We start from the raw sequence: 24,776 nt of genomic DNA, 5'->3' as shown, positions 1-24,776 counted from the left end.
TCACACCGCCTGCGCGTACCAGTCCAGCGGGCCCTCGCCCTCGACGTCGGTGCTGCGCAGATACTTGAAGCGGGCCCGGCGGGCGACCGCCACCGAGGCGGCGTTCGCCGGGTCGATCCGCAGGACCACCTCCTCGGCCAGTCCCGCCGCGGCCACATATCGGCAGCCGAGCACCACCGCGCGCGTGGCCAGCCCGCGCCCGCGCCACTGCGGGTCCACCGCGTAGGTCAATTCGGCCTGATCCCGGTGCAGATAGGGCGCCTCGGCGCGGACGCCGAGCGTGCCGACGACCTCCTCGTCGGCCGACCGCACGATCGCGAAGGTCTCGATCGGCGCCTCCGCGGCGATCCGATCGGGGGTGACGCCGGTGGCCTCGGCGGCCTCGGCCGCGGGCGGCGAGATGCCGATCGGAGACCGCTCGGCCCCGGTGGCCGGCCGTAAACTGATGACGCCGTCGGATAACTGCACCCCACCATGATCGGCAACACGGTCATGGGATCAAACCGGCGACACGCCGATTCAGCCGATCGCGTTGGCGGTGCAGTCGGCCACCACGACCAGCGCCGCACGCGGCTGGGCGCTGCCGAGATCCGGGAACGGGGGCGCGCTCTCCCCCAGCGAAGCCACCGCGGCCTGCTCCGCCTCGGCGCGCGAAGGCGCTGCGGCCCAACCGAATCGGCCGTCCGCACCGCGGGCGATGGCACCGCAGGCATCGACCAGACGCAGCACCAGATCGCAGTCGTAGACCCCGCACTCACGGATGGCGGCGGCATCGGCGGCGACCGGGCTGGGATGACCGACCGCGGCCACCGCCCGGCCGGTGCTCGGCGAATACGCCAGCGTGCCGTAGGACTTCGCGGCACCGGCCGCGGCGCCCGCGCCCACGACGCCCGTGACGGCGGTGGCGGACACGGCCACCACGAGGGCGGACTTACGCAACACAGACAACGAGATCTCCCCGTCGAGATGGAACAACGGGGAGATCTTCGTCGAGCACGATCGAATTGTCCAGCGCCGAGGCGCTTTCCGGGGCGGCCGGATCAGACGGTGAAGCCCAGCGCGCGCAGCTGCTCGCGGCCGTCCTCGGTGATCTTGTCCGGGCCCCACGGCGGCATCCAGACCCAGTTGATCTCCATGTCCTCGACCAGGCCGCTGCGCACCAGCGCGTTGCGGGACTGGTCTTCGATGACATCGGTCAGCGGGCAGGCCGCGGAGGTGAGCGTCATGTCCAGCTTGGCGATGTCGTTCTCGACCCGCATGCCGTACACCAGGCCCAGATCCACCACGTTGATGCCGAGTTCGGGATCGACGACGTCGCGCATCGCCTCCTCGATGTCCTCGAGGAGCTTGGCGTCCTCGGCCGAGGGTTCGGCCTGCTGGGCAGGCTCGGTCACATCGGTCGGTGTCTCACTCATGGCGTTCCCCGCTTCCGCTGGCAAGGTCGGTCTCTCGGTCGGAGGATATCCGGATCACCGCGTCCTTGAACGCGAGCCAGCCCAGCAACGCGCACTTGACCCGGGCCGGGTATTTGGACACACCGGCGAGGGCGATGCCGTCGCCGAGCAGGTCCTCGTCGCCCTCCACGGTGCCGCGGCTGGAGATCATCTCGTTGTAGGCGTCGACGACCTTCAGCGCCTGCTGCACCGGCAGGCCGATCACCTGATCGGTGAGGATCGAGGTGGCGGCCTGGCTGATCGAACAGCCCTGGCCGTCGTAGGAGACGTCGGCGACGTCGCCGTTCTCGGCCAGCTGCACGCGCAGGGTCACCTCGTCACCGCAGGTCGGGTTGACGTGATGCACCTCGGCGCCGAAGGGCTCACGCAGACCGCGGTGATGCGGGTGCTTGTAGTGGTCCAGGATCACTTCCTGGTACATCTGCTCCATGCGCATGGTCTATGCAACCCCGAAGAAGCGCTGAGCCTTCCGCACCGCGGCCACCAACTGCTCGACCTCGTCGAGGGTGTTGTAGACCGCGAAGGAGGCACGGGCGGTGGCGGGCACGCCGAGGCGGCGCATCAGCGGCCAGGCGCAGTGGTGCCCGACCCGGATGGCCACGCCCTCGTCGTCGAGGATCTGGCCGACGTCGTGGGCGTGGATGCCGTCCACCACGAACGACACCGCGCCGCCACGGTCCACGTTCTCGGTGGGGCCGACGATCCGCACGCCGTCGATGGCGCCCAGACCCGCGAGCGCGGCACCGGTGAGCGCGTGCTCGTGCTCGGCGACCGCGGCCATGCCGATGCCCTCGAGATACCGCACGGCCGCGCCGAGCCCGACGACCTGCGAGGTCATCGGCACGCCGGCCTCGAACCGCTGCGGCGGCGGGGCGAAGGTGCTGCCCTCCATCGTCACGGTCTCGATCATCGAGCCGCCGGTGATGAACGGCGGGGTCTCCTCGAGCAGCGCGCGGCGGCCGTAGAGCACGCCGACACCGGAGGGGCCGAGCATCTTGTGTCCGGAGAAGGCGGCGAAGTCCACGCCGAGCGCCCGGAAGTCCACCGGCATGTGCGGCACCGACTGGCAGGCGTCGAGCACGGTGAGCGCGCCCACCGCCGTCGCGCGCCGCACCAGTTCCTCGACCGGCGACACCGCGCCGGTCACGTTGGACTGGTGGGTGAACGCGACGACCTTGGTGGCGGGCGAGAGCTCCAGCGAGTCCAGGTCGATGCGGCCGTCGTCGGTGATGCCGTACCACTTCAGGGTGGCGCCGGTACGCCGCGCGAGCTCCTGCCACGGCACCAGGTTCGCGTGGTGCTCGAGTTCGGTGACCACGATCTCGTCGCCCGGTCCCACGTGGTAGGGGAACCGGTTGTCGGCGAAGGAGTAGGTCACCAGGTTCAGCGACTCGGTCGCGTTCTTGGTGAACACGATCTCCCCGGCATCGACACCGACGAAGCGGGCGATGTCGGCGCGGGCGCCCTCGTAGGCGTCGGTCGCCTCCTCGGCCAGCTGATGCGCGCCGCGGTGCACCGCGGAGTTGCGCTCGGTGAGGAATTCGCGTTCGGCGTCGAGCACGGCCAGCGGTCGCTGCGAGGTGGCGCCGGAGTCCAGGTACACCAACGGCTTACCGTCCCGGACCGTGCGGCTCAGGATCGGGAAGTCGGCCCGGATCCGGGCGACGTCGAGTGTCCGGCCCGTGACAGGCGCAGCGGTCATGTCAGGCTCCCGCGGTCGCGGTCTGGGTGAAGCGGACGTAGCCGTTGGCGTCGAGTTCCTCGGCGAGCTCGGGGCCGCCCTCGGCGACGATGCGGCCGCCGACGAAGACGTGCACGAACTGGGGCTGGATGTAGCGCAGGATGCGGGTGTAGTGCGTGATCAGCAGCACGCCGCCGTTCTCTCGCTCGCGGTAGCGGTTGACGCCCTCGGAGACGATGCGCAGCGCGTCGACGTCCAGGCCGGAGTCGGTCTCGTCGAGGATGGCGATCTTCGGCTTGAGCAGGCCCAGCTGCAGGATCTCGTGGCGCTTCTTCTCACCGCCGGAGAAGCCCTCGTTCACGCTGCGCTCGGCGAAGGCGGGGTCGATCTCGAGCTCGCTCATCGACTCCTTCACCTCCTTGACCCAGTGCCGCAGCTTCGGGGCCTCCCCGCGCACGGCGGTGGCGGCGGTGCGCAGGAAGTTCGACATCGAGACGCCGGGCACCTCGACCGGGTACTGCATGGCCAGGAACAGGCCCGCACGCGCGCGCTCGTCGACCGACATCTCCAGCACGTCCTCGCCATCGAGGGTGATCGACCCCGAGGTCACGGTGTACTTGGGATGGCCGGCGATGGCGTAGGAGAGGGTGGACTTGCCGGATCCGTTGGGGCCCATGATGGCGTGCGTCTCGCCCGAGCGCACGGTCAGGTTCACGCCCTTGAGGATCTTGATCGGCTCGCCCGTCTCGTCGGGGTTGGCGACCTCGACGTGCAGGTCCTTGATTTCCAGGGTGGTCATGGAGTTCCTTTGCGGGGAGGGAAGTTTCGATGTGTCAGACGCCGACGGCGGCGAGCTCGGCCTCGATGGCCGCCTCCAGCCGCTCCCGGACCTGGGGCACCGTGATCTTCTGGATGATCTCGTGGAAGAAGCCGCGCACCACCAGGCGGCGGGCCGCGTCCTCGGGGATACCGCGGGCGCGCAGGTAGAACAGCTGCTCGTCGTCGAACCGGCCGGTGGCCGAGGCGTGCCCGGCGCCGACGATCTCGCCGGTCTCGATCTCGAGGTTGGGCACCGAGTCGGCGCGGGCGCCGTCGGTGAGCACCAGGTTGCGGTTCAGCTCGAAGGTGTCGGTGCCCTCGGCGGCGGCGCGGATGAGCACGTCGCCGACCCACACCGTGCGAGCGTCGCCCTTCGGCGAGGCCGGGTCGCCCTGCAGCGCGCCCTTGTACAGCACGTTCGACTTGCAGTTCGGCACCGCGTGATCGACAAGCAGCCGCTGCTCGAAGTGCTGGCCCGCGTCGGCGAAGTAGAGGCCGAGCAGTTCGGCGTCGCCGCCGGGGCCGTCGTACTTGACGGTGCCGGTGAGCCGCACCAGATCGCCGCCCAGGGTGACCGCGGTATGGCGCAGGGTGGCGTCGCGGCCCAGCCGCGCGTGGTGCGCGGTGGCGTGCACGGCGTCGTCGTCCCAGTCCTGGACGGCGACGACGGTGAGTTTGGCGCTGTCGCCGACCACGAATTCCACGTTCTCGGCGTAGGTTCCGCCGCCGCGCTGGTCGATGACCACGGTGGCGACGGCGAAGGCGCCGACCCGGATCTGCAGGTGGCCGTAGGCGGTGCGGCCCGCGCCGGGACCGGTGATCGTGACGACGACCGGCTGGCCGAGCTCGACCTCCTTGCCGACCGAGACGATGGTCGCGGTCTCGAAGCCGGAGTAGGCCTGCGCGGCGACCCGGTCGGCGGGCACGCCCGCGGCGCCGAGGCGCTCGTCGGTGCGGTCCACGGTCTCGGTGATCACACCGTCGACGGGGGTCACCTCGACGGTGGCCTGCCCGTCGCGCACGGCGGTGCCGTCGTGCAGACCGCGCAGGCGGCGCAGCGGCGTGAACCGCCAGGCCTCGTCGCGACCGGAGGGCACCTCGAAGGCGTCGACGTCGAAGGAGGTGAACACCTCGCCCTTGTTGATGGCAGGCGTCCGTGCCTCGGCCGCCTCGGCCACGGAGGCCGCCCCGGTGGTCGATTCGAGCTCGGTCATCAGCCGACGGCCCCTTCCATCTGCAGTTCGATCAGGCGGTTGAGTTCCAGCGCGTACTCCATCGGGAGTTCCTTGGCGATCGGCTCGACGAAGCCGCGCACCACCATCGCCATCGCCTCGTCCTCGGTGAGGCCGCGGCTCATCAGGTAGAACAGCTGGTCCTCGGAGACCTTGGAGACGGTGGCCTCATGCCCCATCGTCACGTCGTCCTCGCGGATGTCGACGTAGGGGTAGGTGTCGGAGCGGCTGATGGTGTCGACCAGCAGCGCATCGCACTTGACCGTCGACTTGGAGCCGTAGGCGCCCTTGTTCACCTGGACCAGGCCGCGGTAGGAGGCCCGGCCGCCGCCGCGCGCCACCGACTTCGACACGATGGTCGAGGAGGTGTGCGGCGCCAGGTGCAGCATCTTCGCGCCGGTGTCCTGGTGCTGGCCCTCGCCGGCGAAGGCCACCGAGAGCACCTCGCCCTTGGCGTGCTCACCGGTCATCCAGACCGCCGGGTACTTCATGGTGACCTTGGAGCCGATGTTGCCGTCGATCCACTCCATGGTCGCGCCCGCCTCCGCCTTGGCCCGCTTGGTGACCAGGTTGTAGACGTTGTTCGACCAGTTCTGGATGGTCGTGTAGCGGCAGCGGCCGCCCTTCTTCACAATGATCTCCACGACCGCCGAGTGCAGCGAGTCGGACTTGTAGATCGGCGCGGTGCAGCCCTCGACGTAGTGCACGTAGGCGCCCTCGTCGACGATGATCAGGGTCCGCTCGAACTGGCCCATGTTCTCGGTGTTGATCCGGAAGTAGGCCTGCAGCGGGATGTCGACGTGCACGCCCGGCGGCACGTAGATGAACGAGCCACCCGACCACACGGCGGTGTTGAGCGCGGAGAACTTGTTGTCACCGGCCGGAATCACCGAGCCGAAGTACTCCTGGAAGATCTCCGGGTGCTCCTTGAGACCGGTGTCGGTGTCGAGGAAGATCACGCCCTGGGCCTCGAGATCCTCGCGGATCTGGTGGTAGACGACCTCGGACTCGTACTGCGCGGCGACACCGGCGACCAGCCGCTGCTTCTCCGCCTCCGGGATGCCCAGCTTGTCGTAGGTGTTCTTGATGTCCTCGGGCAGCTCGTCCCAGGACGCGGCCTGCTTCTCGGTCGAGCGCACGAAGTACTTGATGTTGTCGAAGTCGATGCCCTCGAGATTGGAACCCCAGTTCGGCATCGGCTTGCGGTCGAAGATGCGCAGCGCCTTGAGCCGCTGCTCGAGCATCCACTCGGGCTCGTTCTTCTTCGCCGAGATGTCGCGCACGACGTCCTCGGACAGGCCGCGCTGCGCGGCGGCACCCGCCGCGTCCGGATCGGCCCAGCCGTAGCCGTACTTGCCCAGCGAGGCGATCGTCTCTTCCTGGGTCAAAGGCGGTACCTGGGTGGCGGCTTCGCGGCCTGCCGCTGCGGTCGTCGTCATTCGGCACTCCTTCCGGAGTCGTTCGTTCCTGCCGCCGCGGGCTGTGCGACGGTTCGGGGAGAGGCTGTCTTCGTGGGGGCGGTGGGGGTTTTCGTGGCGCGGTTGTGTTCGGCCGCCGCGAGCGGGAGCAGCGGCACGTGGGTGGTGCACGCGCAGTCGCCGTTGGCGATGGTCGCCAGCCGCTGCACGTGCGTGCCGAGCAGGTCGCGGACCGCTTCGAGTTCGGCCTCGCACAGCTGCGGGAACTCCTCGGCCACGTGCGCGACCGGGCAGTGGTGCTGGCAGATCTGCACGCCGGCGCCCACCTTGCGGGTGGTCGCGGCGAACCCCGAGTCGGTGAACGCCGCCGCGAGTTCCTCGGCCTTGGCCTCGGTCCGCTCGGGCGTGTGCTCGCGCACCGGCTCGATGCCCGCCACGATCGTGCGTGCTCGTTTGCGGGCGAACTCGGTGATGGCCTGCGGGCCGCCGATCTCGCCGAGCTGACGGATCGCGGCACCGGCGAGGTCATCGTAGGCGTGGCCGAGCTGTCCGCGTCCGGCGGCCGTCAGCTGGTACTGCTTGGCCGGGCGGCCGCGGCCCTTCTGCTGCCAGGGCGCCGAGCGACCGGCCCTGGCCTGGCCCGATTCGATGAGCGCGTCCAGGTGCCTGCGCACGCCCGCGGGCGCGAGCCCGAGCTTGTTGCCGATGGCGGTCGCGGTGATCGGACCCTCCTCCAGCAACAGCTGGACGATCGCGGCGCGGGTGTGCCCTTCGGCCACCGCCGCGGCGGGCGCAGCGGACAACGCGGCGCCGGTCCTGCGACCGGTCCCGTCGTCGTTCTTCCGCAAACCCACGGTTTTCACAACATCAGTGTGGCGGAATTCGTTCCCGAAATCTAATAAGGGTGCCCTGAGAAAAGGGGGTGACCGGCTGCGACATTCGCCACAGTCGGTCACCGGGGTGCGCGGTGCGCGCAGGTCAGCGCACCGCGACCAGTTTCAGCGGCGTCTCGAGCAGCGCGTCGATCGCGTCGTCCCAGCGCGCGGTCGAGGTGGTGACCGGGGTCGGATCGAAGCGGCCCGCGGCCACCAATTCCAGCACCCGCGGGATCGCAGGCCGCACGTGGGCGCGCCCGGTGTGCACGGTGCAGCAGCGGGTGTACATGTCGAAGAACGGCAACGCGACCTCGCCGAGTTGCACGCTGACGCTGGTGCACCAGCCGTCGTAGTCGGCGGCGGCGACGGCCGCGCGCAGTGCCGCGGCCGAGCCCGCCGCCTCGACGACGATCGGGAATCGCCCGACGCGCGTGTCCGGCGCGCCCTCGACGGCTTCGGCGCCGAGCCGCGCGGCGATCGCCAGGCGCTCGGCCGAGGTGTCGAGGTAGACGACGCGCTCGGCGCCGAGGGCGACGGCCAGCCCCGCCGCGTACAAGCCGATCGAGGCCGCCCCGGGCCCGCCGAGCACCAGCACCGGAGCATCCGGCCGGGCGGCGAGCTGCGGCGCCACCGCACGGTAGGCGTCGGGGATGTTGTCGCTGGCACTGGCCACGGCCACCGGGTCGACGCCGGGTGGCAACGGCACCAGCATCGCGTCGGCGTGCGGCACCAGCGCCAGATCCGCCCACAGCCCGCCCCAGCCGAGGCCGCCCAGGGAGCCAAGACCGTAGGTGGACAACCGCGGATGACTCGCGCAGTTGCCGGTCGTCCCGCGCAGGCACGCCGGGCAGGCGCCGCACGAGATCTGGAACGGCACCACCACGCGGTCCCCCACCGCGACCGAGCGCACCTCGGCGCCGACCGCGACCACCTCGGCCACCCCCTCGTGCCCGAAGGGATAGGGACCGGGCAGTGGAAAGGCGCCGCGCAGCACGGCCGGATCGATGTCGCAGGTGGCCAGGGCGACGGGTCGGACCAGCGCCTGGCCGGGGCCGGTGAGTTCGGGTTCGGGGGCGGACTCCCAGTGCAGCGCGCCGGGGCCGGAGAGCATCAGACGTTTCATCGACCGAGTGTCGCTAGAACGTTCTTTCCAGTCAAGCCCCGATCCGCCCCGGCACCGCACGCGGGCGGATCCGCGCGGCGCTCAGGTCGGTACGGCGCCTCGCCTCGCGTCGTCTCCCCGCAGCGCCGGTGCCGGCTCGGCGCCCGGCGCCGCCAGCACCCCGCGCAGCATGCGTTCCATCGCCGCGGAGACGACCCGGAGCGGTTCGTCGCTGCGGCGCACGCGCGCCAGGATGGTCGCCCCCTCGTAGGCCGCGACCACCGTCGTCGCCAGCTCCCCCGCCGCGCGTTCGTCGAGGCCGAGTTCGGTCAGCAACCCGGCGTAGGCGCGCTCCATCGTGTCGAACGCCGCCACGCACGCGTTCCGCACCGCGTCCACGTCGCTGCCGCCGTCGAGGGCGGGGGTGCCGACCGGGCAGCCCTCGGTCCAGTCCGAGCCCGCCAGCTTCGTCCGCATGAAGTCGAACATGGTGGCCGTGGTCGCGAAGACGTCCCCGGGCGCCTCGGCGATGATCCGGCCCGACATCAGCCCGGTGCCGGTGATCGCGGCGACCGCGATCTCCTCCTTGCCGCCCGGGAAGTGGTGGTAGATCGACCCGTAGGGCAGCCCGGCCGCGGCGCTGAGCGCCTTGAGACCGAAACCGTGATAGCCGTGCCTGGCCAGCAGCGCGCACGCGGCCGTCTCGATCCGGCGTCTCGACTCGGAAACCATGGTTCGATTGTGCTCCGCGCCGCCCACTAGGCTCCCTCTGGTGGCGGTACTCGAGCGCGCGCGGCGCAGGACATCAGCTCTGGGGCGCCGGGCGCTCGGACTCGACGTGCCTGCCGCCGACCACACCGTTGCGGTACTGCATCGCGACGAGATCGAGGTCCCCGAACTCGACCGCAGGGAACTGGTCCAGCTCGACCGGATCCGGCTGCTCGGCGCGACCGGCACGGTGCTCATGGCGATCAGCGCGCTGGGCATCGGCGCCCAGCCGGTGCAGCAGAACCCGACCTCGGGGATGCGGGTGCTCGGCATCTTCGCCCGCGCGCACACCGGCTCGCTGGCGATGTGCATGATCGGCGCGGTCGTGGTGGTGCTGGCCTGGTTGCTGCTGGGGCGCTTCGCGATCGGCGGTTTCGGTGACGCGCCGCGGCACCGCCTCACCCGCTCCCAGCTCGATCGCACGCTGCTGCTGTGGATCATCCCGCTCAGCGTGGCCCCGCCGCTGTTCAGCAACGACGTCTACTCCTATCTCGCGCAGAGCGAGATCGCCGCGCGCGGGATCGACCCGTACCAGGAGGGCCCGGTCGCGGGCCTCGGCATCGACAACGTGCTGACCAACAACGTGCCAACCATCTGGCGCGACACCCCTGCCCCCTACGGCCCGCTGTTCCTGTGGGTCGGCCGCGGCATCGCCGAATTGACCGGGGACAACATCATTCTCGGCGTCTGGGTGCATCGTGTGCTGGCGCTGGCGGGCGTGGCGCTGATCGTGTGGGCGCTGCCCCGACTGTCGGTGCGCTGCGGTGTCGCCCCGGTGAGCGCCCTGTGGCTGGGCGCGGCCAATCCGCTGGTGCTGTTCCACCTGGTCGGCGGCGTGCACAACGACGCGCTGATGATCGGCCTGATGCTGGCGGGCGTGGAGTTCGCGCTGCGCGCCATCGAGGACTCGCCGGTGTTCGACGCGCGGGCCTACACCTTGCTGATCGGCGGCTCGCTGCTCATCGCCCTGTCCTCGTCGATCAAGATCACCTCGTTGATCGCGATGGGTTTCGTCGGGATGGCGCTGGCCAGACGCTGGGGCGGCACGCTGCGCGCGGTCCTCGTCGCGGCGGCGTTGCTCGGCGCGATCGCGCTGGGCGCCACCCTGTTCATCAGTTCGGTCAGCGGGCTGGGCTTCGGCTGGATCCACACCCTCAACACCGCCAGCGCCGTGCGCAGCTGGATGTCGCTGCCCACCGCCGTGGGCATCATCACCGGATTCGGCGGCGTGCTGCTCGGCCTCGGCGACCACACCACCGCCCTGCTGAGCATCACCCGCCCGATCGCGGGCGCGGTGGCCGGCTTCGTGGTGGTACGCATGCTGGTGGCGACCGGCACCGGGCGGCTGCATCCGGTGGGCGCGCTCGGCGTCTCGCTGGGGGCGATCGTGTTGCTGTTCCCGGTGGTGCAGCCCTGGTACCTGCTGTGGGCCATCGTGCCGCTGGCCGCGTGGGCGACACGGCCGGTGTTCCGGGTGCCCGCGGTGGCCTTCTCCGCGGTGGTCAGCGTGCTGCAGATGCCGCGCGGCGCCGATCTCGAGGTGTTCCAGATCGTCGGCGCGGCCATCGCGACGACGATCGTGTGCGTGCTGTTCATCGTCGTCACGCGCAACGCCCTGCCGTGGCGGGCCCAGACGGGGGTGTCGGCTCCGTCACAGCGCACCACGTCCTACGGTGTGTCATCGTGACCGCAGCCACCGGACCCGCCGTACGCGTCGAGGACGTCGCCAAACACTTCGGCGAGACGGCCGCGGTGGACGGGCTGAGCTTCGAGGTCGAGCCGGCCCAGGTGCTCGCGCTGCTCGGCCCCAACGGCGCGGGCAAGACCACCACGGTGCAGATGTGCGAGGGCTTCGTCCGGCCCGACGCGGGCCGGGTGCGGGTGCTCGGCCTGGACCCGATCGCCGACTCCGAGCGGCTGCGGCCCCGGATCGGCGTGATGTTGCAGGGCGGCGGCGCCTATCCGGGCGCCCGTGCCGGGGAGATGCTGGACCTGGTCGCCTCCTACTCGGCCGACCCGTTGGATCCGGACTGGCTGCTGCGCACGCTCGGCCTGCAGGACAACCGGCGCACGCCCTATCGGCGCCTGTCCGGCGGGCAGCAACAGCGCCTGGCGCTGGCCTGCGCGCTGGTGGGCCGCCCCGAGATCGTCTTCCTCGACGAGCCGACCGCGGGACTGGACGCCCAGGCCCGGCTGATCGTCTGGGAGCTGGTCGACGCGCTGCGCCGCGACGGCGTGAGCGTCGTGCTGACCACGCACATGATGGACGAGGCCGAGCAACTGGCCGACCAGCTGGTGATCATCGACCACGGCCGGGTCGTCGCCTCCGGCACCCCCGCCGAGGTCACCGCGCACGGCGCCGCGGGCCAGCTGCGATTCACCGCGCCGCCGCGGCTGGACCTGGCCCTGTTGCAGAGCGCGCTGCCCGAGGGGTTCGCGCCACGCGAGACCTCGCCCGGCTGCTACCTGGTGGAGGGCGAGATCGATCCGCAGGTGCTGGCCACCGTCACCGCGTGGTGCGCGCGGATGAACGTGCTGGCCACCGACATCAGGATCGACCAGCGCCGCCTCGAGGACGTCTTCCTGGAACTGACCGGACGGGATCTGCGCGGATGACCCAGCACGAACTCACGCCGAACCGCTTCGCGCCGGGCACCTTCGCGCCCGACCCGCGCCCGAGCAGCCGGGCCGCCATGCTCACCGCGCAGACCAGGATCGAGCTGATCCTGTTGCTGCGCAACGGTGAACAGCTGCTGCTGACGATGTTCATCCCGATCACCCTGCTGGTCGGGCTCACCCTGCTGCCCTTCGGCGAACTGGGCGACACCCGGGTGGACACCATCGTGCCCGCGGTGATGATGGTGGCGGTGATGTCGACCGCGTTCACCGGCCAGGCCATCGCCGTCGGCTTCGACCGCCGCTACGGCGCGCTGAAACGGCTGGGCGCCACGGCGTTACCGCGCTGGGGCATCATCGCGGGCAAGAGTGCCGCGGTCCTGATCGTGGTGGTGTTGCAGGCGCTGATCCTCGGGCTCATCGGCGTGGCACTGGGCTGGCGTCCCGGTGTCGGCGGGCTGGCGCTTGGCGCGGTGATCATCGCGCTGGGCACCGCGACCTTCGCGGCGATGGGCCTGCTGCTGGGCGGCACGCTCAAGGCCGAGGTGGTGCTGGCCCTGGCCAACATCCTCTGGTTCGTGATGCTCGGCATCGCCAGCGTGGTGTTCGTCGGCGAGGATCTGCCCACCGCGGTGACGGTGATCGCGCGGCTGGTGCCCTCCGGTGCGCTGGCCGAGACCCTCGAGCGCGCACTGGCAGGCTCGGTGGATGTGTTCGGTGTGCTGGTGCTGCTGGCCTGGGGCGCTGTCACGGGCGCGCTGGCCGCGCGCTGGTTCCGTTTCGAGTAGTAACGACGGCTTGTAGTAGACCGGGTGCGGGCGCGTTCCGGCGGCTGGCTACCATCGTTGGGTGCTGTATCGCGCCTTTCTGCGACTCGTCGACAAGCTCCCGCTGCCCTCGCTGCGGGTGCAGCGGCTGATCGCCCTCGCGGTTCTGCTCACGCAGGCCGGCATCTCGGTCACCGGCGCGGTCGTGCGCGTCACCGCCTCCGGGCTCGGCTGCCCCACCTGGCCGCAGTGCTTCCCCGGCTCCTTCACCCCGGTCGGGGTGTCCGAGGTCGCGGTGGTGCACCAGGCGGTCGAGTTCGGCAACCGGCTGCTCACCTTCCTCGTCACGCTGTGCGCGGCGCTGGTCGTGCTCGCGGTGACCAGGGCCCGGCGCCGGCGCGAGGTGCTGGTCTACGCCTGGCTGATGCCCGGCGGCACCGTCGTGCAGGCGGTCATCGGCGGCATCACCGTGCTCAGCGGCCTGCTGTGGTGGACGGTCGCGGTGCACCTGCTGGCCTCGATGGTGATGGTGTGGCTGGCCGCGGTGCTCTACGCCAAGATCGGCCAGCCCGACGACGGCATCGCCACGGTGCAGGCACCGGCGCCGCTGCGCTGGCTGACCGTGCTCAGCGGCGTCGCGCTGGCCGGGGTGCTGGTCGCGGGCACGCTGGTCACCGGCGCGGGGCCGCACGCCGGTGACAAGAGCATCGACCGCCCGGTGCAGCGCCTCGAGGTCGAGATCGTCACGCTGGTGCACCTGCATTCGCAGTTGCTCGTCGGCTACCTCGCCCTGCTGATCGGCCTCGGTTTCGGCCTCTACGCCGTCGGCATCACCCGCGCGGTGCGCACCCGGCTGTTCGTACTGCTCGCGGTGGTGTGCGCGCAGGCGCTGGTCGGGATCGTGCAGTACTTCACCGATGTGCCCGCCGTGCTGGTCGTGGTCCACGTCGGCGGCGCGGCGGCGTGCACGGCGGCGACCGCGGCGCTGTGGGCCGCGCTGCACACCAGGGAGAAGGTGGGCGCGCCGGTCGCCGATCAGGCGGTGTCGTCGGCCTGATCGCCGGGGGTCTCGAGCACCACGGCGTACCCCGCCGCCCGCAGGGTGCGGGCCAGCAGTTCCAGCTCCACCGAGGTGCCGATGCGCCCGGTGGTGCGGATCTCGGCCACCGTCGACTTGGCCTCGAACAAGGCCGCGCTCTCGTGGCGGCGCAGCAGCCCGAGCAGGCAGGCGTCGTCGGCGGGACCGTCGGCCACCCACAAGCGGCTCGGGCCGTGGGTGGCGAGCAGCGCGGCACGGACGTAGTCGTCGGGGCCGTCGGAGCAGGCGGCCCAGGCGTTGCCGCAGGCCGGGCAGCGGCTCTCGATCTCCGACCGCAACCGGTCCTCGACGATGGCTTCGCGCACCGCACAACGCATCACGGCGCCGCACCGGTCACAGGTCGTCCCGGTCACCACCGATTCACTGCTCACATGCCGCGTCATCGTCGAACCCCGCCATCCGAGACGAGACGCTAACCCGGCCGGTGGCCGCCCGACAAAGAATGCGTCATTCGCCGTGCAAGGCTCACTCACCGGGGCAACACGCGCCCGGCGCGGATCACCCGCGAACACGCGCTCCGGTGTCAGGCTGGAGGCACTCTGGCCTTCGCACAGACGGGAGCGCAGCATGCAGGATCGGGTCGATCGTCAGACCATCGTCGTCGGCATCGACGGCAGCCGCGGTGCGGTGGCCGCGGCCCGCTGGGCGGGCGGGCTCGCCGCGCGGCTCGGGGCGCCACTGGCGTTGATCGCCGTGGTCGCGACCGTCGACTTCCGGATCACCGCGGCCGCGCTCGCCGAGGCCGACATCATGCCGACGCTGCGCCAGGCGGCGCGGCGCACGGTGGAACAGGCCGCCGACGCGGTGCGCGCCGACCGGCCGGATGTGGCGATCACCGAACAGGTGGTGGAAGGACTGCCCGCGCGCGAACTGGTGAGCGCGAGCGAACACGCCCGCATGCTCGTCGTCGCGGCCACCGCCGACGACCGGATCAGCACCTTCCTGCTCGGCTCCACCGCGTTGCAGGTGGCCAACAAGTCGCGGTGTCCGGTGGCGGTCTGGCGCGGCGATCCCGCGCGCGTCCTGCCCGACGACCGCCCGGTGCTGGTGGGTGTGGACGGCAGCCCCGAGGGCGATGCCGCGGTCGGGCACGCGTTCGCGCTGGCCGCCGGACTCGGGGTCGAACTCGTCGCCCTGCACGCCTGGAACGATCCCGATCTGCTGCGCTGGGTGCCGGTGCCGCCGAGCAACGAGGCACTGGCCCAGCAGGAGGAGTCGCTGCTCGGTGAGCGCCTGGCCGGATGGACCACCAAGTACCCCGACCTGCGGGTGACCCGTGAGGTGCGCAAGAGCCCGACGGCGCCGGCGCTGCTGGAGCGGGCCGCCGATGCGCAGGTGATCGTCACCGGGAGCCGGGGCCGCAACCGGGTGACCGGCACGTTGCTCGGCTCGACGAGCCAGAACCTGCTGCACCACGCGCCGTGCCCGACGGTGGTGTGCCGCACCGACTTCGAGTGAGACGCGCTACTTCTCGTTGCGCGCCGCCGGGAACCGGGTCTGCTTGGCGACCCAGCCCGCCATCCGGGCCCAGTGACCTTTGCGCGGAGTGACCACGGAGGTGAGTTCGCGGTCCCACTCCTCGGTCGCGGTGAGACCGGGCACCAGCTCGACCAGCTTCTCGGCGGTCGGCAGGTCGGCCACGACGCGGTCGCCGAGCACGCCGTCGGCCCCGACCAGGGTGACCCGCACGCCCATGCGTCCCAGCGGCTGCAGCACGGCGGTGCCGGAACCACCGTGCTCGGCGACGAAGCCCTTGACCGAATTCACCACGGCGGCGGGCACTTCTGCGGGGGCCGGGGCAGTCTCAACGCTCATGGGCGCGAGTTTACCGGCCGGTAGGCAGCCGCGGGACCCTGCCTGTGCCGTGGCGGCGGTCACCCCGGGTGTAGAACTGGACCCATGCGCGCGATTCAGGTTTCCGAGCACGGCGGACCCGAGGTCCTCACCTACACCGAGTTGCCCGAGCCCTCGATCGGAGCGGGCGGATTGCTGGTCGAGACCGAGGCGATCGGGATCAATTTCATCGACACCTACATCCGCACCGGCACGTACCCGCAGGACGTGCCCTACGTCCCCGGCGCGGAGGGCACCGGTGTGGTGACCGCCGTCGGCGACGGCGTCACCGAGTTCGCCGTCGGCGACCGGGTGGCCTGGGCGGCAGCGCCGGGCAGCTACGCCGAGCAGGTGGCCGTGCCCGCCGACGTCGCGATCCCGGTGCCGGACGGGGTGAGCGCCCCGATCGCCGCCTCGGTGCTGCTGCAGGGCATGACCGCGCACTACCTGATCGAATCGGTGTACCGGCCCGAACCCGGCGACACGGTGCTCGTGCACGCGGGCGCCGGCGGGGTCGGCCTGATCCTCACCCAGCTGGCCGTCGCGCGCGGTGTCCGGGTGATCACCACGGTGTCCTCCGACGAGAAGGAGGCGCTCTCGCGCGAGGCGGGCGCCGCGGAGGTGCTGCGCTACGGCGACGACCTGGCCGAGCGGGTGCGGGCGCTCACCGACGGCGTCGGGGTGGCCGCGGTCTACGACGGGGTCGGTAAGGACACCTTCGACGCGAGCCTGGCCGCCCTGCGCATCCGCGGCACGCTGGCATTGTTCGGCGCGGCCAGCGGGCCGGTGCCGCCGGTCGACCCGCAGCGGCTGAACTCCGGCGGATCGCTGTTCCTCACCCGCCCGACGCTGGCGCATTACACCCGCGACCGCGCCGAACTGCTCTGGCGGGCCGGTGACGTGTTCCGCGCGGTGGCCGACGGGACGCTGCGCATCCGGGTCGGCGCCCAGTATCCGCTGGCCGAGGCCGAACGCGCGCACCGCGATCTGGAGGGCCGCAAGACCACCGGCTCGATCGTGCTGATCCCCTAGAACACGCGGGCGGTCGCCGTTCCGGCGGCCGCCCGGCAACGGCCGGAAGACGAGACGGTCAGCCGAAGAAGCTGCCGATGGTGTCCCAGCCGAGCACCGAGTCCACGGCCAGACCGCAGAACACCACGGCCAGGTAGTTGTTGGACTGCAGGAACAACCGCAGCGGCTTGACCGACTCGCCACGGCGCACACCCGCGTACAGCTGGTGCGCCATCAGCAGGAACCAGGCGCCGGCGACCAGCGCGACCGCCGCGTAGATCACGCCGGTGGCCGGCACCAGCGCGAGCGTGGTGAGCACGGTCAGCCAGGTGTAGATCACGATCTGCTTGGTGACGGTGCGCTCGGTGGCGACCACCGGCAGCATCGGCACCCCGGCCGCGCGGTAGTCCTCCTTGTAGCGCATCGCCAGCGCCCAGGTGTGCGGCGGCGTCCAGAAGAAGATCACGCCGAACAGCGCCAGCGCGGGCCAGCCGATGGTGCCCGTCACCGCCGACCAACCGACCAGCGCGGGCATGCAGCCCGCCGCGCCGCCCCACACCACGTTCTGCGAGGTGCGGCGCTTGAGGCCGAGGGTGTAGACGAAGACGTAGAACAGGATGGTCGCGACCACCAGCGCGCCGCTGAGCAGGTTCGCCTGCCACCACAGCCAGGCGAAGGAGGCCAGGCCCAGCACCACGCCGAAGACGAACGCGTTGCGGGTGGGCACCGCGTCCCTGGCCAGCGGCCGCTTGGCGGTGCGCTTCATGACCTTGTCGATATCGGCGTCGGCGACGCAGTTGAGCGTGTTGGCGCTCGCCGCGCCCATCCACCCGCCGAACAGCGTGGCCAGGATCAGCCGGATGTCGATGTGCCCGCGATCGGCCAGCAGCATGGTCGGGATGGTCGCCACCAGCAGCAGCTCGATCACCCGCGGCTTGGTCAACGCGATGTAGGCCAGCACCCGTCGCATCAGCCGGGACGGCAGGCCCGAACCGGTGAACCGGTCGGCAAGCACCGTCGCGGAGGAGCCGTGCGCACCATTGCCACTCGGCTGTTCCCCAATCCGCACTGTCTCTCCTCGCACGCTGTGCATCGCATCGACACCGAACAAAAGCAGCGCCCTCGTGTCTTCCGGTCCGGACACGCACAACTGTTGCGGCGCGACTACTACAAAGGATGGTAGACCCTCGGGCACCCCGCCCCGCCCCGAGCCCCGTCCGGCCGCCCGCTCCCCCGCCGAAACCTGCGCGGCGATGTAACCCGGGTTACTTCCATGTGCCCGAGCGGGCACAACTAGGGTGGTCTCGTAACACCCGGAACCTTCGAGCAACCGGCGCGCGTCCCCGCCTCGGGCGAGCCGCGGCCGGAGCACACCCCGCCGTCGACGAGACCACATGTCAGGAGAATCCCGGTCGTGTCAGTGACAGACGACATCCGCGCCCTCACTCAGCCGAACTACCCGGACGACTGGACGGATCTCGACACCAAGGCCGTCGACACCGTCCGCGTGCTGGCCGCCGACGCCGTGCAGCGGGCGGGCAACGGCCACCCCGGCACGGCCATGAGCCTGGCCCCGCTGGCCTACACCCTCTACCAGCGGGTGCTGCGGCACGACCCGAGCGACCCGAGCTGGGTCGGCCGGGACCGGTTCGTGCTCTCCTGCGGTCACTCCAGCCTCACCCAGTACATCCAGCTGTACCTGGCCGGCTTCGGGCTCGAACTCGACGATCTGCAGAACCTGCGCAAGTGGGGTTCGCTGACCCCGGGTCACCCGGAGTTCCGGCACACCGACGGCGTGGAGATCACCACCGGCCCGCTCGGCCAGGGCCTGGCCTCCGCGGTCGGCATGGCGATGGCCGCCCGCCGCGAGCGCGGCCTGTTCGACCCGCACGCCGCGCCGGGCACGAGCCCATTCGATCACCACATCTACGTGATCGCCTCCGACGGCGACCTGCAGGAGGGCGTCACCGCCGAGGCGTCCTCCATCGCGGGCACCCAGCAGCTGGGCAACCTGATCGTCTTCTACGACGACAACAAGATCTCCATCGAGGACGACACCACCATCGCCTTCACCGAGGACGTGGCCGCGCGCTACGAGGCCTACGGCTGGCACGTGCAGACCGTGCAGGGCGGTGAGGACGTGGTCGCCATCGAGGCGGCGATCGAGGCGGCCAAGGCGGTGCTCGACAAGCCCTCGATCATCGTGCTGCGCACCATCATCGGCTACCCGGCCCCCAACAAGATGAACACCGGCTCCGCGCACGGCGCCGCGCTGGGCGCCGACGAGGTGGCCGCCACCAAGAAGGTGCTCGGCTTCGACCCGGAGCAGACCTTCCAGGTGGCCGACGAGGTCATCGCGCACACCCGCAAGGCCGTCGAGCGCGGTCGGGCCGCGCACCGCGCCTGGCAGGAGCAGTTCGACGCCTGGGCCGCGGCCAACCCCGAGCACAAGGCCCTGTTCGACCGGCTCGCCGAGCGCAGGCTGCCGGAGGGCTGGACCGCGAATCTGCCGGTGCACGAGCCCGATCCGAAGGGCATGGCCACCCGCAAGGCGTCCGGCAAGGTGCTGGCCGCGCTGGCGCCGGTGCTGCCCGAACTGTGGGGCGGCTCGGCCGACCTGGCCGAATCCAACAACACCACCATGCCCGGCCAGCCCAGCTTCGGCCCGGAGTCCATTTCCACCGGCATGTGGAAGGCCGAGCCGTACGGCCGCACCCTGCACTTCGGTGTCCGCGAGCACGCGATGGGCGCGATCCTCAACGGCATCGCCCTGCACGGGCCCACCCGCCCCTACGGCGGCACCTTCCTGGTGTTCAGCGATTACATGCGCCCGGCGGTCCGGCTGGCCGCGCTGATGCGGGTGCCCGCGGTCTACGTCTGGACCCACGACTCCATCGGCCTGGGCGAGGACGGCCCGACGCACCAGCCGATCGAGCACCTGGCCGCGCTGCGCGCCATCCCCGGCCTGAACGTGGTGCGCCCCGGCGACGCCAACGAGACCACCTACGCCTGGCGCACCATCCTCGAACGCGACTCCGCCGAGCACACCTCGCATTTCCGCGTCTCCGAGCCGCCGCACCAGGACGGCCCGTCGGCGCTGGCGCTCACCCGCCAGGACCTGCCGATCCTGGAGGGCACCAGCTACGAAGGCGTGGCCAAGGGCGGGTACGTGCTGGCCGACTCCTCCACCGAGACCCCGCAGGTGATCCTGATCGCCACCGGGTCGGAGCTCCAGATGGCGGTCGCCGCGCGCACTACGCTGGAGGCGCAGGGCATCGGAACCCGCGTGGTGTCGATGCCGTGTGTGGAGTGGTTCGACGCGCAGGACAAGGCCTACCGTGACGAGGTGCTGCCGCCCGCGGTCCGCGCGCGCGTCGTGGTCGAAGCCGGTATCGCGATGCCGTGGCACCGGTTCGTCGGCGACGCGGGCGAGATCGTGTCGATCGAGCACTTCGGCGCCTCGGCCGATTACCAGACCCTGTTCCGCGAGTTCGGCTTCACCGAGGAAGCTGTCGTTGCCGCCGCGCAGCGCACGCTGGAAAACGTGAAGGGATAGCAGCTCATGGCACAGAACGAGAACATCGCGGCGTTGGCCGCGGCCGGCGTGTCGGTCTGGCTCGACGATCTGTCGCGCGACCGCATCCGGTCGGGCAACCTCGCCGAACTGGTCCGGACCCGCGGCGTCGTGGGGGTCACCACGAACCCGACGATCTTCCAGGGCGCGCTGAGCAAGGGCCACGCCTACGACGCGCAGCTGAAGGAACTGGCCGCGCAGGGCGCCGACGCCGACGCGGCGATCCGCACCATCACCACCGACGACGTGCGCGAGGCCTGCGACGTGCTCGCCCCGGTCTTCGAGGCCACCGGCGGCCTGGACGGGCGGGTCTCCATCGAGGTCGATCCGCGCTTCGCCTTCGACGCGGACAAGACCGTGGCCCAGGCCGTGGACCTGTGGAAGACGGTGGACCGGCCCAACCTGTTCATCAAGATCCCGGCCACCGAGGAGGGCCTACCCGCAATCACCGCGGTGATCGCCGAGGGCATCAGCGTCAACGTCACGCTGATCTTCTCGGTGCAGCGCTACCGCGCGGTGATGGGCGCCTACCTCGACGGCCTGCGCAAGGCCCGGGTGGCCGGGCACGACCTGGCCAAGATCCACTCGGTCGCCTCGTTCTTCGTCTCCCGCGTGGACACCGAGATCGACAAGCGGCTCGCGGCCGTCGGCACGCCGGAGGCGCTCGAGCTGCGCGGCAAGGCGGGCATCGCCAACGCCCGGCTCGCCTACGCCGAGTACCAGGACGTGTTCGACGGCGGTGCGCACACCTCGACCTACCAGCACCTGGCCGCCGCGGGCGCGCGTCGGCAGCGGCCGCTGTGGGCCTCGACCGGTGTGAAGAACCCGGACTACCCCGACACCATGTACGTCACCGAGCTGGTCGCGCCCAACACGGTCAACACGCTGCCGGAGAAGACGCTCGAGGCGGTGGCCGATCACGGCGAGATCCGCGGCGACACGGTGAGCGGCACCGCGGCCGAGGCGGCCGAGGTGTTCGAGCGGCTGCGCGCGGTCGGCATCGATCTCGACGACGTGTTCGCGGTGCTCGAGCGCGAGGGCGTGGAGAAGTTCGAGGCGTCGTGGGCGGAGCTGCTGTCCGCGACCGCGGAGGAGTTGCGCGCGGCCGCGTCCGGGTCCGAGGGCAACTGAGCGATGGCAGGCACGGCTTCCGTACCGTCGGCAGGCTGGCGCAACCCTCTTCGTGACGAACGGGACAAGCGGGTACCGCGGATCGCGGGCCCGTGCAGTCTGGTGATCTTCGGTGTCACCGGCGACCTGTCCCGCCGGAAACTGATGCCCGCCATCTACGACCTGGCGAACCGGGGGCTGCTGCCGCCCGGTTTCGCCCTGGTCGGCTTCGCGCGGCGCGACTACGCGAACGAGGATTTCGCGCAGGTCGTGCTCGAGGCCGTCAAGGCGCACGCCCGCACGCCCTTCCGCCAGGAGGTCTGGGACCACCTGGCGGAGGGGATCCGGTTCGTGCAGGGCACCTTCGAAGACGACGCCGCCTTCGCCACCCTGGCCCAGACCCTGGGCCAGCTGGACAAGGAGCGCGGCACCGGCGGCAATCACGCCTTCTACCTGTCGATTCCACCGGACATGTTCCCGGTGGTGCTCGACCAGCTCTCCCAGCACAAGCTGGCCGGGCCGGTCGACCCCGACGCCTCCGGCCGCACACCGTGGCGGCGGGTGGTGATCGAGAAGCCGTTCGGGCACGACCTGGACAGCGCGGTGGAACTGAACACGCTCGTCAACCGGGTGTTCCCGGAGGAGACGGTGTTCCGCATCGATCACTACCTGGGCAAGGAGACGGTGCAGAACATCCTGGCGCTGCGCTTCGCCAACCAGCTGTTCGACCCGATCTGGAACGCCAACTACGTCGACCACGTGCAGATCACCATGGCCGAGGACATCGGCCTCGGCGGGCGCGCGGGCTACTACGACGGCATCGGCGCCGCCCGCGACGTCATCCAGAACCATCTGCTGCAACTGCTGGCGCTCACCGCGATGGAGGAGCCGATCAGCTTCGAGCCCAAGCAGTTGCAGGCCGAGAAGATCAAGGTGCTCTCGGCGACCAAGCTGGTGGAGCCGCTGGACGAGACCACCGCCCGCGGCCAGTACAGCGCGGGCTGGCAGGGCGGCGAACGGGTCGTCGGACTGCTCGACGAGGAGGGTTTCGACCCGCAGTCGACCACCGAGACCTACGCCGCGATCACCCTCGAGGTCGACACCAGGCGCTGGGCCGGGGTGCCGTTCTACCTGCGCACCGGAAAACGCCTCGGCCGGCGGGTCACCGAGATCGCGGTGGTGTTCAAGCGCGCGCCGCACCTGCCCTTCGACCAGACCATGACCGAGGAACTCGGGCAGAACGCGCTGGTCATCCGGGTGCAGCCGGACGAGGGCATCACCATGCGCTTCGGCTCCAAGGTGCCCGGCTCGGGCATGGAGGTGCGCGATGTCAACATGGACTTCAGCTACGGCGAGGCGTTCACCGAGTCCTCTCCCGAGGCCTACGAGCGCCTGATCCTCGACGTGCTGCTCGGGGTGCCGTCGCTGTTCCCGGTGAACGCGGAGGTCGAATTGTCCTGGCGCATCCTCGATCCGGTGCTCGAGCACTGGGCGGCCGGCGGCAAGCCCGAACCGTACGAGGCGGGGACCTGGGGTCCGGCCTCGGCCGACGAGATGCTGGCCCGCACCGGCCGGGAATGGCGGCGGCCGTGATCATCGACATGCCCGACACCACCACCGGCGCGGTCACCAAGCGCCTGGTGCAGCTGCGCGAGAGCAACGGCGTCATCACGATGGGCCGGGTGCTCACCCTGGTGGTGTGCACGCTCGACAGCTCCGAGGCCGAGGACGCGATCGACGCGGCCAACGACGCCAGCCGCGAGCATCCGTGCCGCGTGGTGGTGCTGGCCCGCGGCGACCGCGAGGCCGAGACGAAGCTGGACGCGCAGATCCGGGTCGGCGGCGACGCCGGTGCGGCCGAGGTGATCGTGCTGCGGTTGCAGGGCGAGCTGGTCAGCCACGAGAGCAGCGTGGTGGTGCCGTTCCTGCTGCCGGACACGCCGGTGGTGGCGTGGTGGCCGCGCGGCGCGCCGGAGTTCCCGTCGAAGGATTCGGTGGGCAGGCTGGCGACCCGGCGCATCACCGACGCCACCTACGCCCCCGATCCGCAGGCCACCATCAAGAAGCGCCGGGACTCCTACGCGCCGGGCGACACCGATCTGGCGTGGAGCCGCATCACCTACTGGCGCGCCCTGCTGGCCGCCTCGCTGGACGAGCCGCCGTACGAGCCGGTGGAGTCGGTGACCGTGTCCGGCCTGCGCGAGGAACCCGCCCTCGACATGCTGGCCGGCTGGCTGGCCGCGCGGCTGGGCTGCCCGGTGTACCGGCGCACCGGCGCCCTGGAGGTGCAGCTGCACCGGCCCGCGGTGTCCATCGCCATCACCCGCCCGCAGACCGGGCGCACCGCCACCCTCACCCGCACCGGCGATCCGGATCAGCGGATCGCCCTGGCCCGCAGGGAAACTCGCGACTGCCTCGCCGAAGAACTGCGCCGGCTCGATGCCGACGAGATCTACGCCGAGGCGCTCGCCGGAATCGAGAAGGTGATCTATGAGTGAGACGCCCGCGGATCGCTACGCCGACCAGGATCGCCGCATCGCGGCCGGTTTCCCCGCGAACACCGTGCAGGTGTTTCCGGACCCCGACGCCCTGGTGACCGCCGGGGCCCGGCGCGTCGTCGAGGTCCTCGTGGCCGCGCAGGCCGCACGCGGGTCGGCCTCGGTCGTGCTCACCGGCGGCGGCACCGGCATCGATCTGCTCGCCGCGGTGCGCAAGGCGCCCGGCGACGTGGACTGGTCGCGGCTCGACGTGTTCTGGGGTGACGAGCGTTTCGTCCCCGCGGGCGACGCCGACCGCAACGAGCTGCAGGCGCGGCAGGCGCTGCTGGACCATGTGCCGCTCGACCCGCACCGCGTGCACCCGATGGCCGGCAGCATCGGCGAGTACCCGGACCCGGTGGAGGCCGCCGCGGCGTACTCCGCGGCCGTGCACGCCCACCTCGCCGAATACGGCGCCTTCGACCTGCACCTGCTCGGCATGGGCGGTGAGGGCCACGTCAACTCGCTGTTCCCGCACACCGACGCGGTGCGGGAGGAACACGAACTCGTCGTCGCGGTGACGGATTCGCCGAAACCGCCGTCGGTGCGCATCACCCTGACCCTGCCCGCGGTGCGCCGCGCCCGGCACGTCGCGCTGGTGGTGGCCGGTGCGGGCAAGGCCGAGGCGGTCGCCGCCGCGCTGAACGGGGCCGACCCGGTGGACATTCCGGCCGCCGGGGCGCGCGGCTCGGAATCGACCACCTGGTTGCTCGACGAAGGGGCCGCATCCGGATTGCGGTGAGCGGCGGTGGACGTGGAGGTCGCGGTGTCGTGCCCACGCTGTGGTGTCGCCGGGAGCGCCGCCACGGTGGCTGCCGCGTCCGACCGGCTCCCACGCGCTGACTGCCGGCGACGGCGCGACGGTCACCGGCAACGGGAC

Annotated in this window: 25 protein-coding genes; 11 read left to right on the top strand and 14 right to left on the bottom strand. The window is 71.2% G+C overall.

Annotated features, from left to right (window positions below):
* The 11 genes from AMO33_RS02405 to AMO33_RS02355 all read right to left on the bottom strand — a co-directional run bounded on the left by AMO33_RS02405 (position 1) and on the right by AMO33_RS02355 (position 9,313).
* A complete protein-coding gene (locus AMO33_RS02405; RefSeq protein ID WP_011210086.1) occupies positions 1-468 on the bottom strand; it encodes a GNAT family N-acetyltransferase in 468 nt (155 codons plus the stop codon).
* A gap of 51 nt (positions 469-519) precedes the next feature.
* Positions 520-942 (bottom strand): DUF4189 domain-containing protein, encoded by a 423-nt coding sequence (locus tag AMO33_RS02400; RefSeq protein ID WP_240327579.1) that lies wholly within the window; start codon positions 940-942, stop codon positions 520-522.
* A gap of 98 nt (positions 943-1,040) precedes the next feature.
* Entirely contained in the window at positions 1,041-1,415 is a 375-nt protein-coding gene (locus tag AMO33_RS02395) for a metal-sulfur cluster assembly factor (protein WP_011210088.1), read from the bottom strand.
* Positions 1,408-1,890 (bottom strand): Fe-S cluster assembly sulfur transfer protein SufU, encoded by a 483-nt coding sequence (gene sufU / locus AMO33_RS02390; RefSeq protein ID WP_060590187.1) that lies wholly within the window; start codon positions 1,888-1,890, stop codon positions 1,408-1,410. Before sufU ends, AMO33_RS02395 begins: the two co-directional genes overlap by 8 nt.
* A 3-nt stretch (positions 1,891-1,893) precedes the next feature.
* Positions 1,894-3,156, bottom strand: coding sequence for a cysteine desulfurase (locus tag AMO33_RS02385; protein ID WP_011210090.1), 1,263 nt, complete (start codon positions 3,154-3,156; stop codon positions 1,894-1,896).
* Position 3,157: 1 nt separating this feature from the next.
* Positions 3,158-3,934 carry a Fe-S cluster assembly ATPase SufC gene (gene sufC, locus AMO33_RS02380; RefSeq protein ID WP_011210091.1) on the bottom strand — a complete coding sequence of 259 codons (777 nt, stop codon included), beginning with the start codon at positions 3,932-3,934 and terminating at the stop codon, positions 3,158-3,160.
* A gap of 34 nt (positions 3,935-3,968) precedes the next feature.
* On the bottom strand, positions 3,969-5,168 hold the full coding sequence (gene sufD, locus AMO33_RS02375) for a Fe-S cluster assembly protein SufD (RefSeq protein ID WP_060590185.1): 1,200 nt from the start codon (positions 5,166-5,168) through the stop codon (positions 3,969-3,971).
* Positions 5,168-6,625, bottom strand: a complete 1,458-nt coding sequence (sufB, locus tag AMO33_RS02370) for a Fe-S cluster assembly protein SufB (protein WP_011210093.1) — start codon at positions 6,623-6,625, stop codon at positions 5,168-5,170. The genes sufD and sufB overlap by 1 nt, the downstream gene beginning before the upstream one ends.
* Entirely contained in the window at positions 6,622-7,458 is an 837-nt protein-coding gene (locus AMO33_RS02365; RefSeq protein WP_011210094.1) for a helix-turn-helix transcriptional regulator, read from the bottom strand. Before AMO33_RS02365 ends, sufB begins: the two co-directional genes overlap by 4 nt.
* Positions 7,459-7,582: 124 nt before the next feature.
* The gene (locus tag AMO33_RS02360; protein WP_060590183.1) at positions 7,583-8,602 is read right to left on the bottom strand and encodes an alcohol dehydrogenase catalytic domain-containing protein; all 1,020 of its coding nucleotides are present in this window, start codon (positions 8,600-8,602) and stop codon (positions 7,583-7,585) included.
* A gap of 81 nt (positions 8,603-8,683) precedes the next feature.
* Complete coding sequence (locus AMO33_RS02355) at positions 8,684-9,313, bottom strand: TetR/AcrR family transcriptional regulator (protein WP_060590181.1); 630 nt, start codon at positions 9,311-9,313, stop codon at positions 8,684-8,686.
* On the opposite strand from AMO33_RS02355, the gene mptB reads away from it, so the two are divergent.
* From mptB to AMO33_RS02335, 4 genes are all read left to right on the top strand, one after another.
* Positions 9,312-11,036: a polyprenol phosphomannose-dependent alpha 1,6 mannosyltransferase MptB gene (mptB, locus tag AMO33_RS02350; RefSeq protein ID WP_373862080.1), complete on the top strand. Its 1,725-nt coding sequence runs from the start codon at positions 9,312-9,314 to the stop codon at positions 11,034-11,036. The two genes, AMO33_RS02355 and mptB, sit on opposite strands and share 2 nt — an antisense overlap.
* On the top strand, positions 11,033-11,965 hold the full coding sequence (locus tag AMO33_RS02345) for an ABC transporter ATP-binding protein (RefSeq protein WP_011210098.1): 933 nt from the start codon (positions 11,033-11,035) through the stop codon (positions 11,963-11,965). The genes mptB and AMO33_RS02345 overlap by 4 nt, the downstream gene beginning before the upstream one ends.
* On the top strand, positions 11,962-12,753 hold the full coding sequence (locus AMO33_RS02340; RefSeq protein WP_011210099.1) for an ABC transporter permease: 792 nt from the start codon (positions 11,962-11,964) through the stop codon (positions 12,751-12,753). The genes AMO33_RS02345 and AMO33_RS02340 overlap by 4 nt, the downstream gene beginning before the upstream one ends.
* Positions 12,754-12,814: 61 nt before the next feature.
* The gene (locus tag AMO33_RS02335; RefSeq protein ID WP_060590177.1) at positions 12,815-13,789 is read left to right on the top strand and encodes a COX15/CtaA family protein; all 975 of its coding nucleotides are present in this window, start codon (positions 12,815-12,817) and stop codon (positions 13,787-13,789) included.
* Here AMO33_RS02335 and AMO33_RS02330 read toward each other — a convergent pair.
* Entirely contained in the window at positions 13,768-14,202 is a 435-nt protein-coding gene (locus AMO33_RS02330) for a hypothetical protein (protein ID WP_050768093.1), read from the bottom strand. The two genes, AMO33_RS02335 and AMO33_RS02330, sit on opposite strands and share 22 nt — an antisense overlap.
* A 196-nt stretch (positions 14,203-14,398) precedes the next feature.
* Between AMO33_RS02330 and AMO33_RS02325 the strand changes: the two genes are divergently transcribed.
* Positions 14,399-15,289 (top strand): universal stress protein, encoded by an 891-nt coding sequence (locus AMO33_RS02325; protein ID WP_060590174.1) that lies wholly within the window; start codon positions 14,399-14,401, stop codon positions 15,287-15,289.
* A gap of 6 nt (positions 15,290-15,295) precedes the next feature.
* Here AMO33_RS02325 and AMO33_RS02320 read toward each other — a convergent pair whose 3' ends face one another.
* Entirely contained in the window at positions 15,296-15,646 is a 351-nt protein-coding gene (locus AMO33_RS02320) for a hypothetical protein (RefSeq protein ID WP_011210103.1), read from the bottom strand.
* Positions 15,647-15,730: 84 nt separating this feature from the next.
* Between AMO33_RS02320 and AMO33_RS02315 the strand changes: the two genes are divergently transcribed.
* Positions 15,731-16,696: a quinone oxidoreductase family protein gene (locus AMO33_RS02315; protein ID WP_060590173.1), complete on the top strand. Its 966-nt coding sequence runs from the start codon at positions 15,731-15,733 to the stop codon at positions 16,694-16,696.
* A gap of 58 nt (positions 16,697-16,754) precedes the next feature.
* On the opposite strand, the gene AMO33_RS02310 is transcribed toward AMO33_RS02315, so the two are convergent.
* Positions 16,755-17,744, bottom strand: a complete 990-nt coding sequence (locus tag AMO33_RS02310; protein ID WP_041560235.1) for a heme o synthase — start codon at positions 17,742-17,744, stop codon at positions 16,755-16,757.
* Positions 17,745-18,089: 345 nt separating this feature from the next.
* On the opposite strand from AMO33_RS02310, the gene tkt reads away from it, so the two are divergent.
* Genes tkt through pgl form a run of 5 tightly spaced genes read left to right on the top strand, consistent with a single transcriptional unit; the run spans position 18,090 to position 24,638 of the window.
* The gene (gene tkt / locus AMO33_RS02305; RefSeq protein WP_060590171.1) at positions 18,090-20,231 is read left to right on the top strand and encodes a transketolase; all 2,142 of its coding nucleotides are present in this window, start codon (positions 18,090-18,092) and stop codon (positions 20,229-20,231) included.
* Between the two features lie 6 nt (positions 20,232-20,237).
* The gene (tal, locus tag AMO33_RS02300) at positions 20,238-21,380 is read left to right on the top strand and encodes a transaldolase (RefSeq protein WP_060590169.1); all 1,143 of its coding nucleotides are present in this window, start codon (positions 20,238-20,240) and stop codon (positions 21,378-21,380) included.
* Positions 21,381-21,383: 3 nt separating this feature from the next.
* Positions 21,384-22,952: a glucose-6-phosphate dehydrogenase gene (gene zwf, locus AMO33_RS02295; protein ID WP_060590167.1), complete on the top strand. Its 1,569-nt coding sequence runs from the start codon at positions 21,384-21,386 to the stop codon at positions 22,950-22,952.
* The gene (opcA, locus tag AMO33_RS02290) at positions 22,949-23,857 is read left to right on the top strand and encodes a glucose-6-phosphate dehydrogenase assembly protein OpcA (protein WP_174520481.1); all 909 of its coding nucleotides are present in this window, start codon (positions 22,949-22,951) and stop codon (positions 23,855-23,857) included. The genes zwf and opcA overlap by 4 nt, the downstream gene beginning before the upstream one ends.
* Complete coding sequence (gene pgl / locus AMO33_RS02285; protein WP_082668555.1) at positions 23,850-24,638, top strand: 6-phosphogluconolactonase; 789 nt, start codon at positions 23,850-23,852, stop codon at positions 24,636-24,638. The genes opcA and pgl overlap by 8 nt, the downstream gene beginning before the upstream one ends.
* Positions 24,639-24,776: the final 138 nt, after the last annotated feature.

Origin of the sequence: Nocardia farcinica, assembly GCF_001182745.1 — a bacterium.
GTDB classification, from domain to species: Bacteria; Actinomycetota; Actinomycetes; order Mycobacteriales; family Mycobacteriaceae; genus Nocardia; species Nocardia farcinica.
The sequence above is the reverse complement of the archived record's forward strand: the minus strand, read 5'-3'. Positions and strand labels throughout refer to the sequence as shown.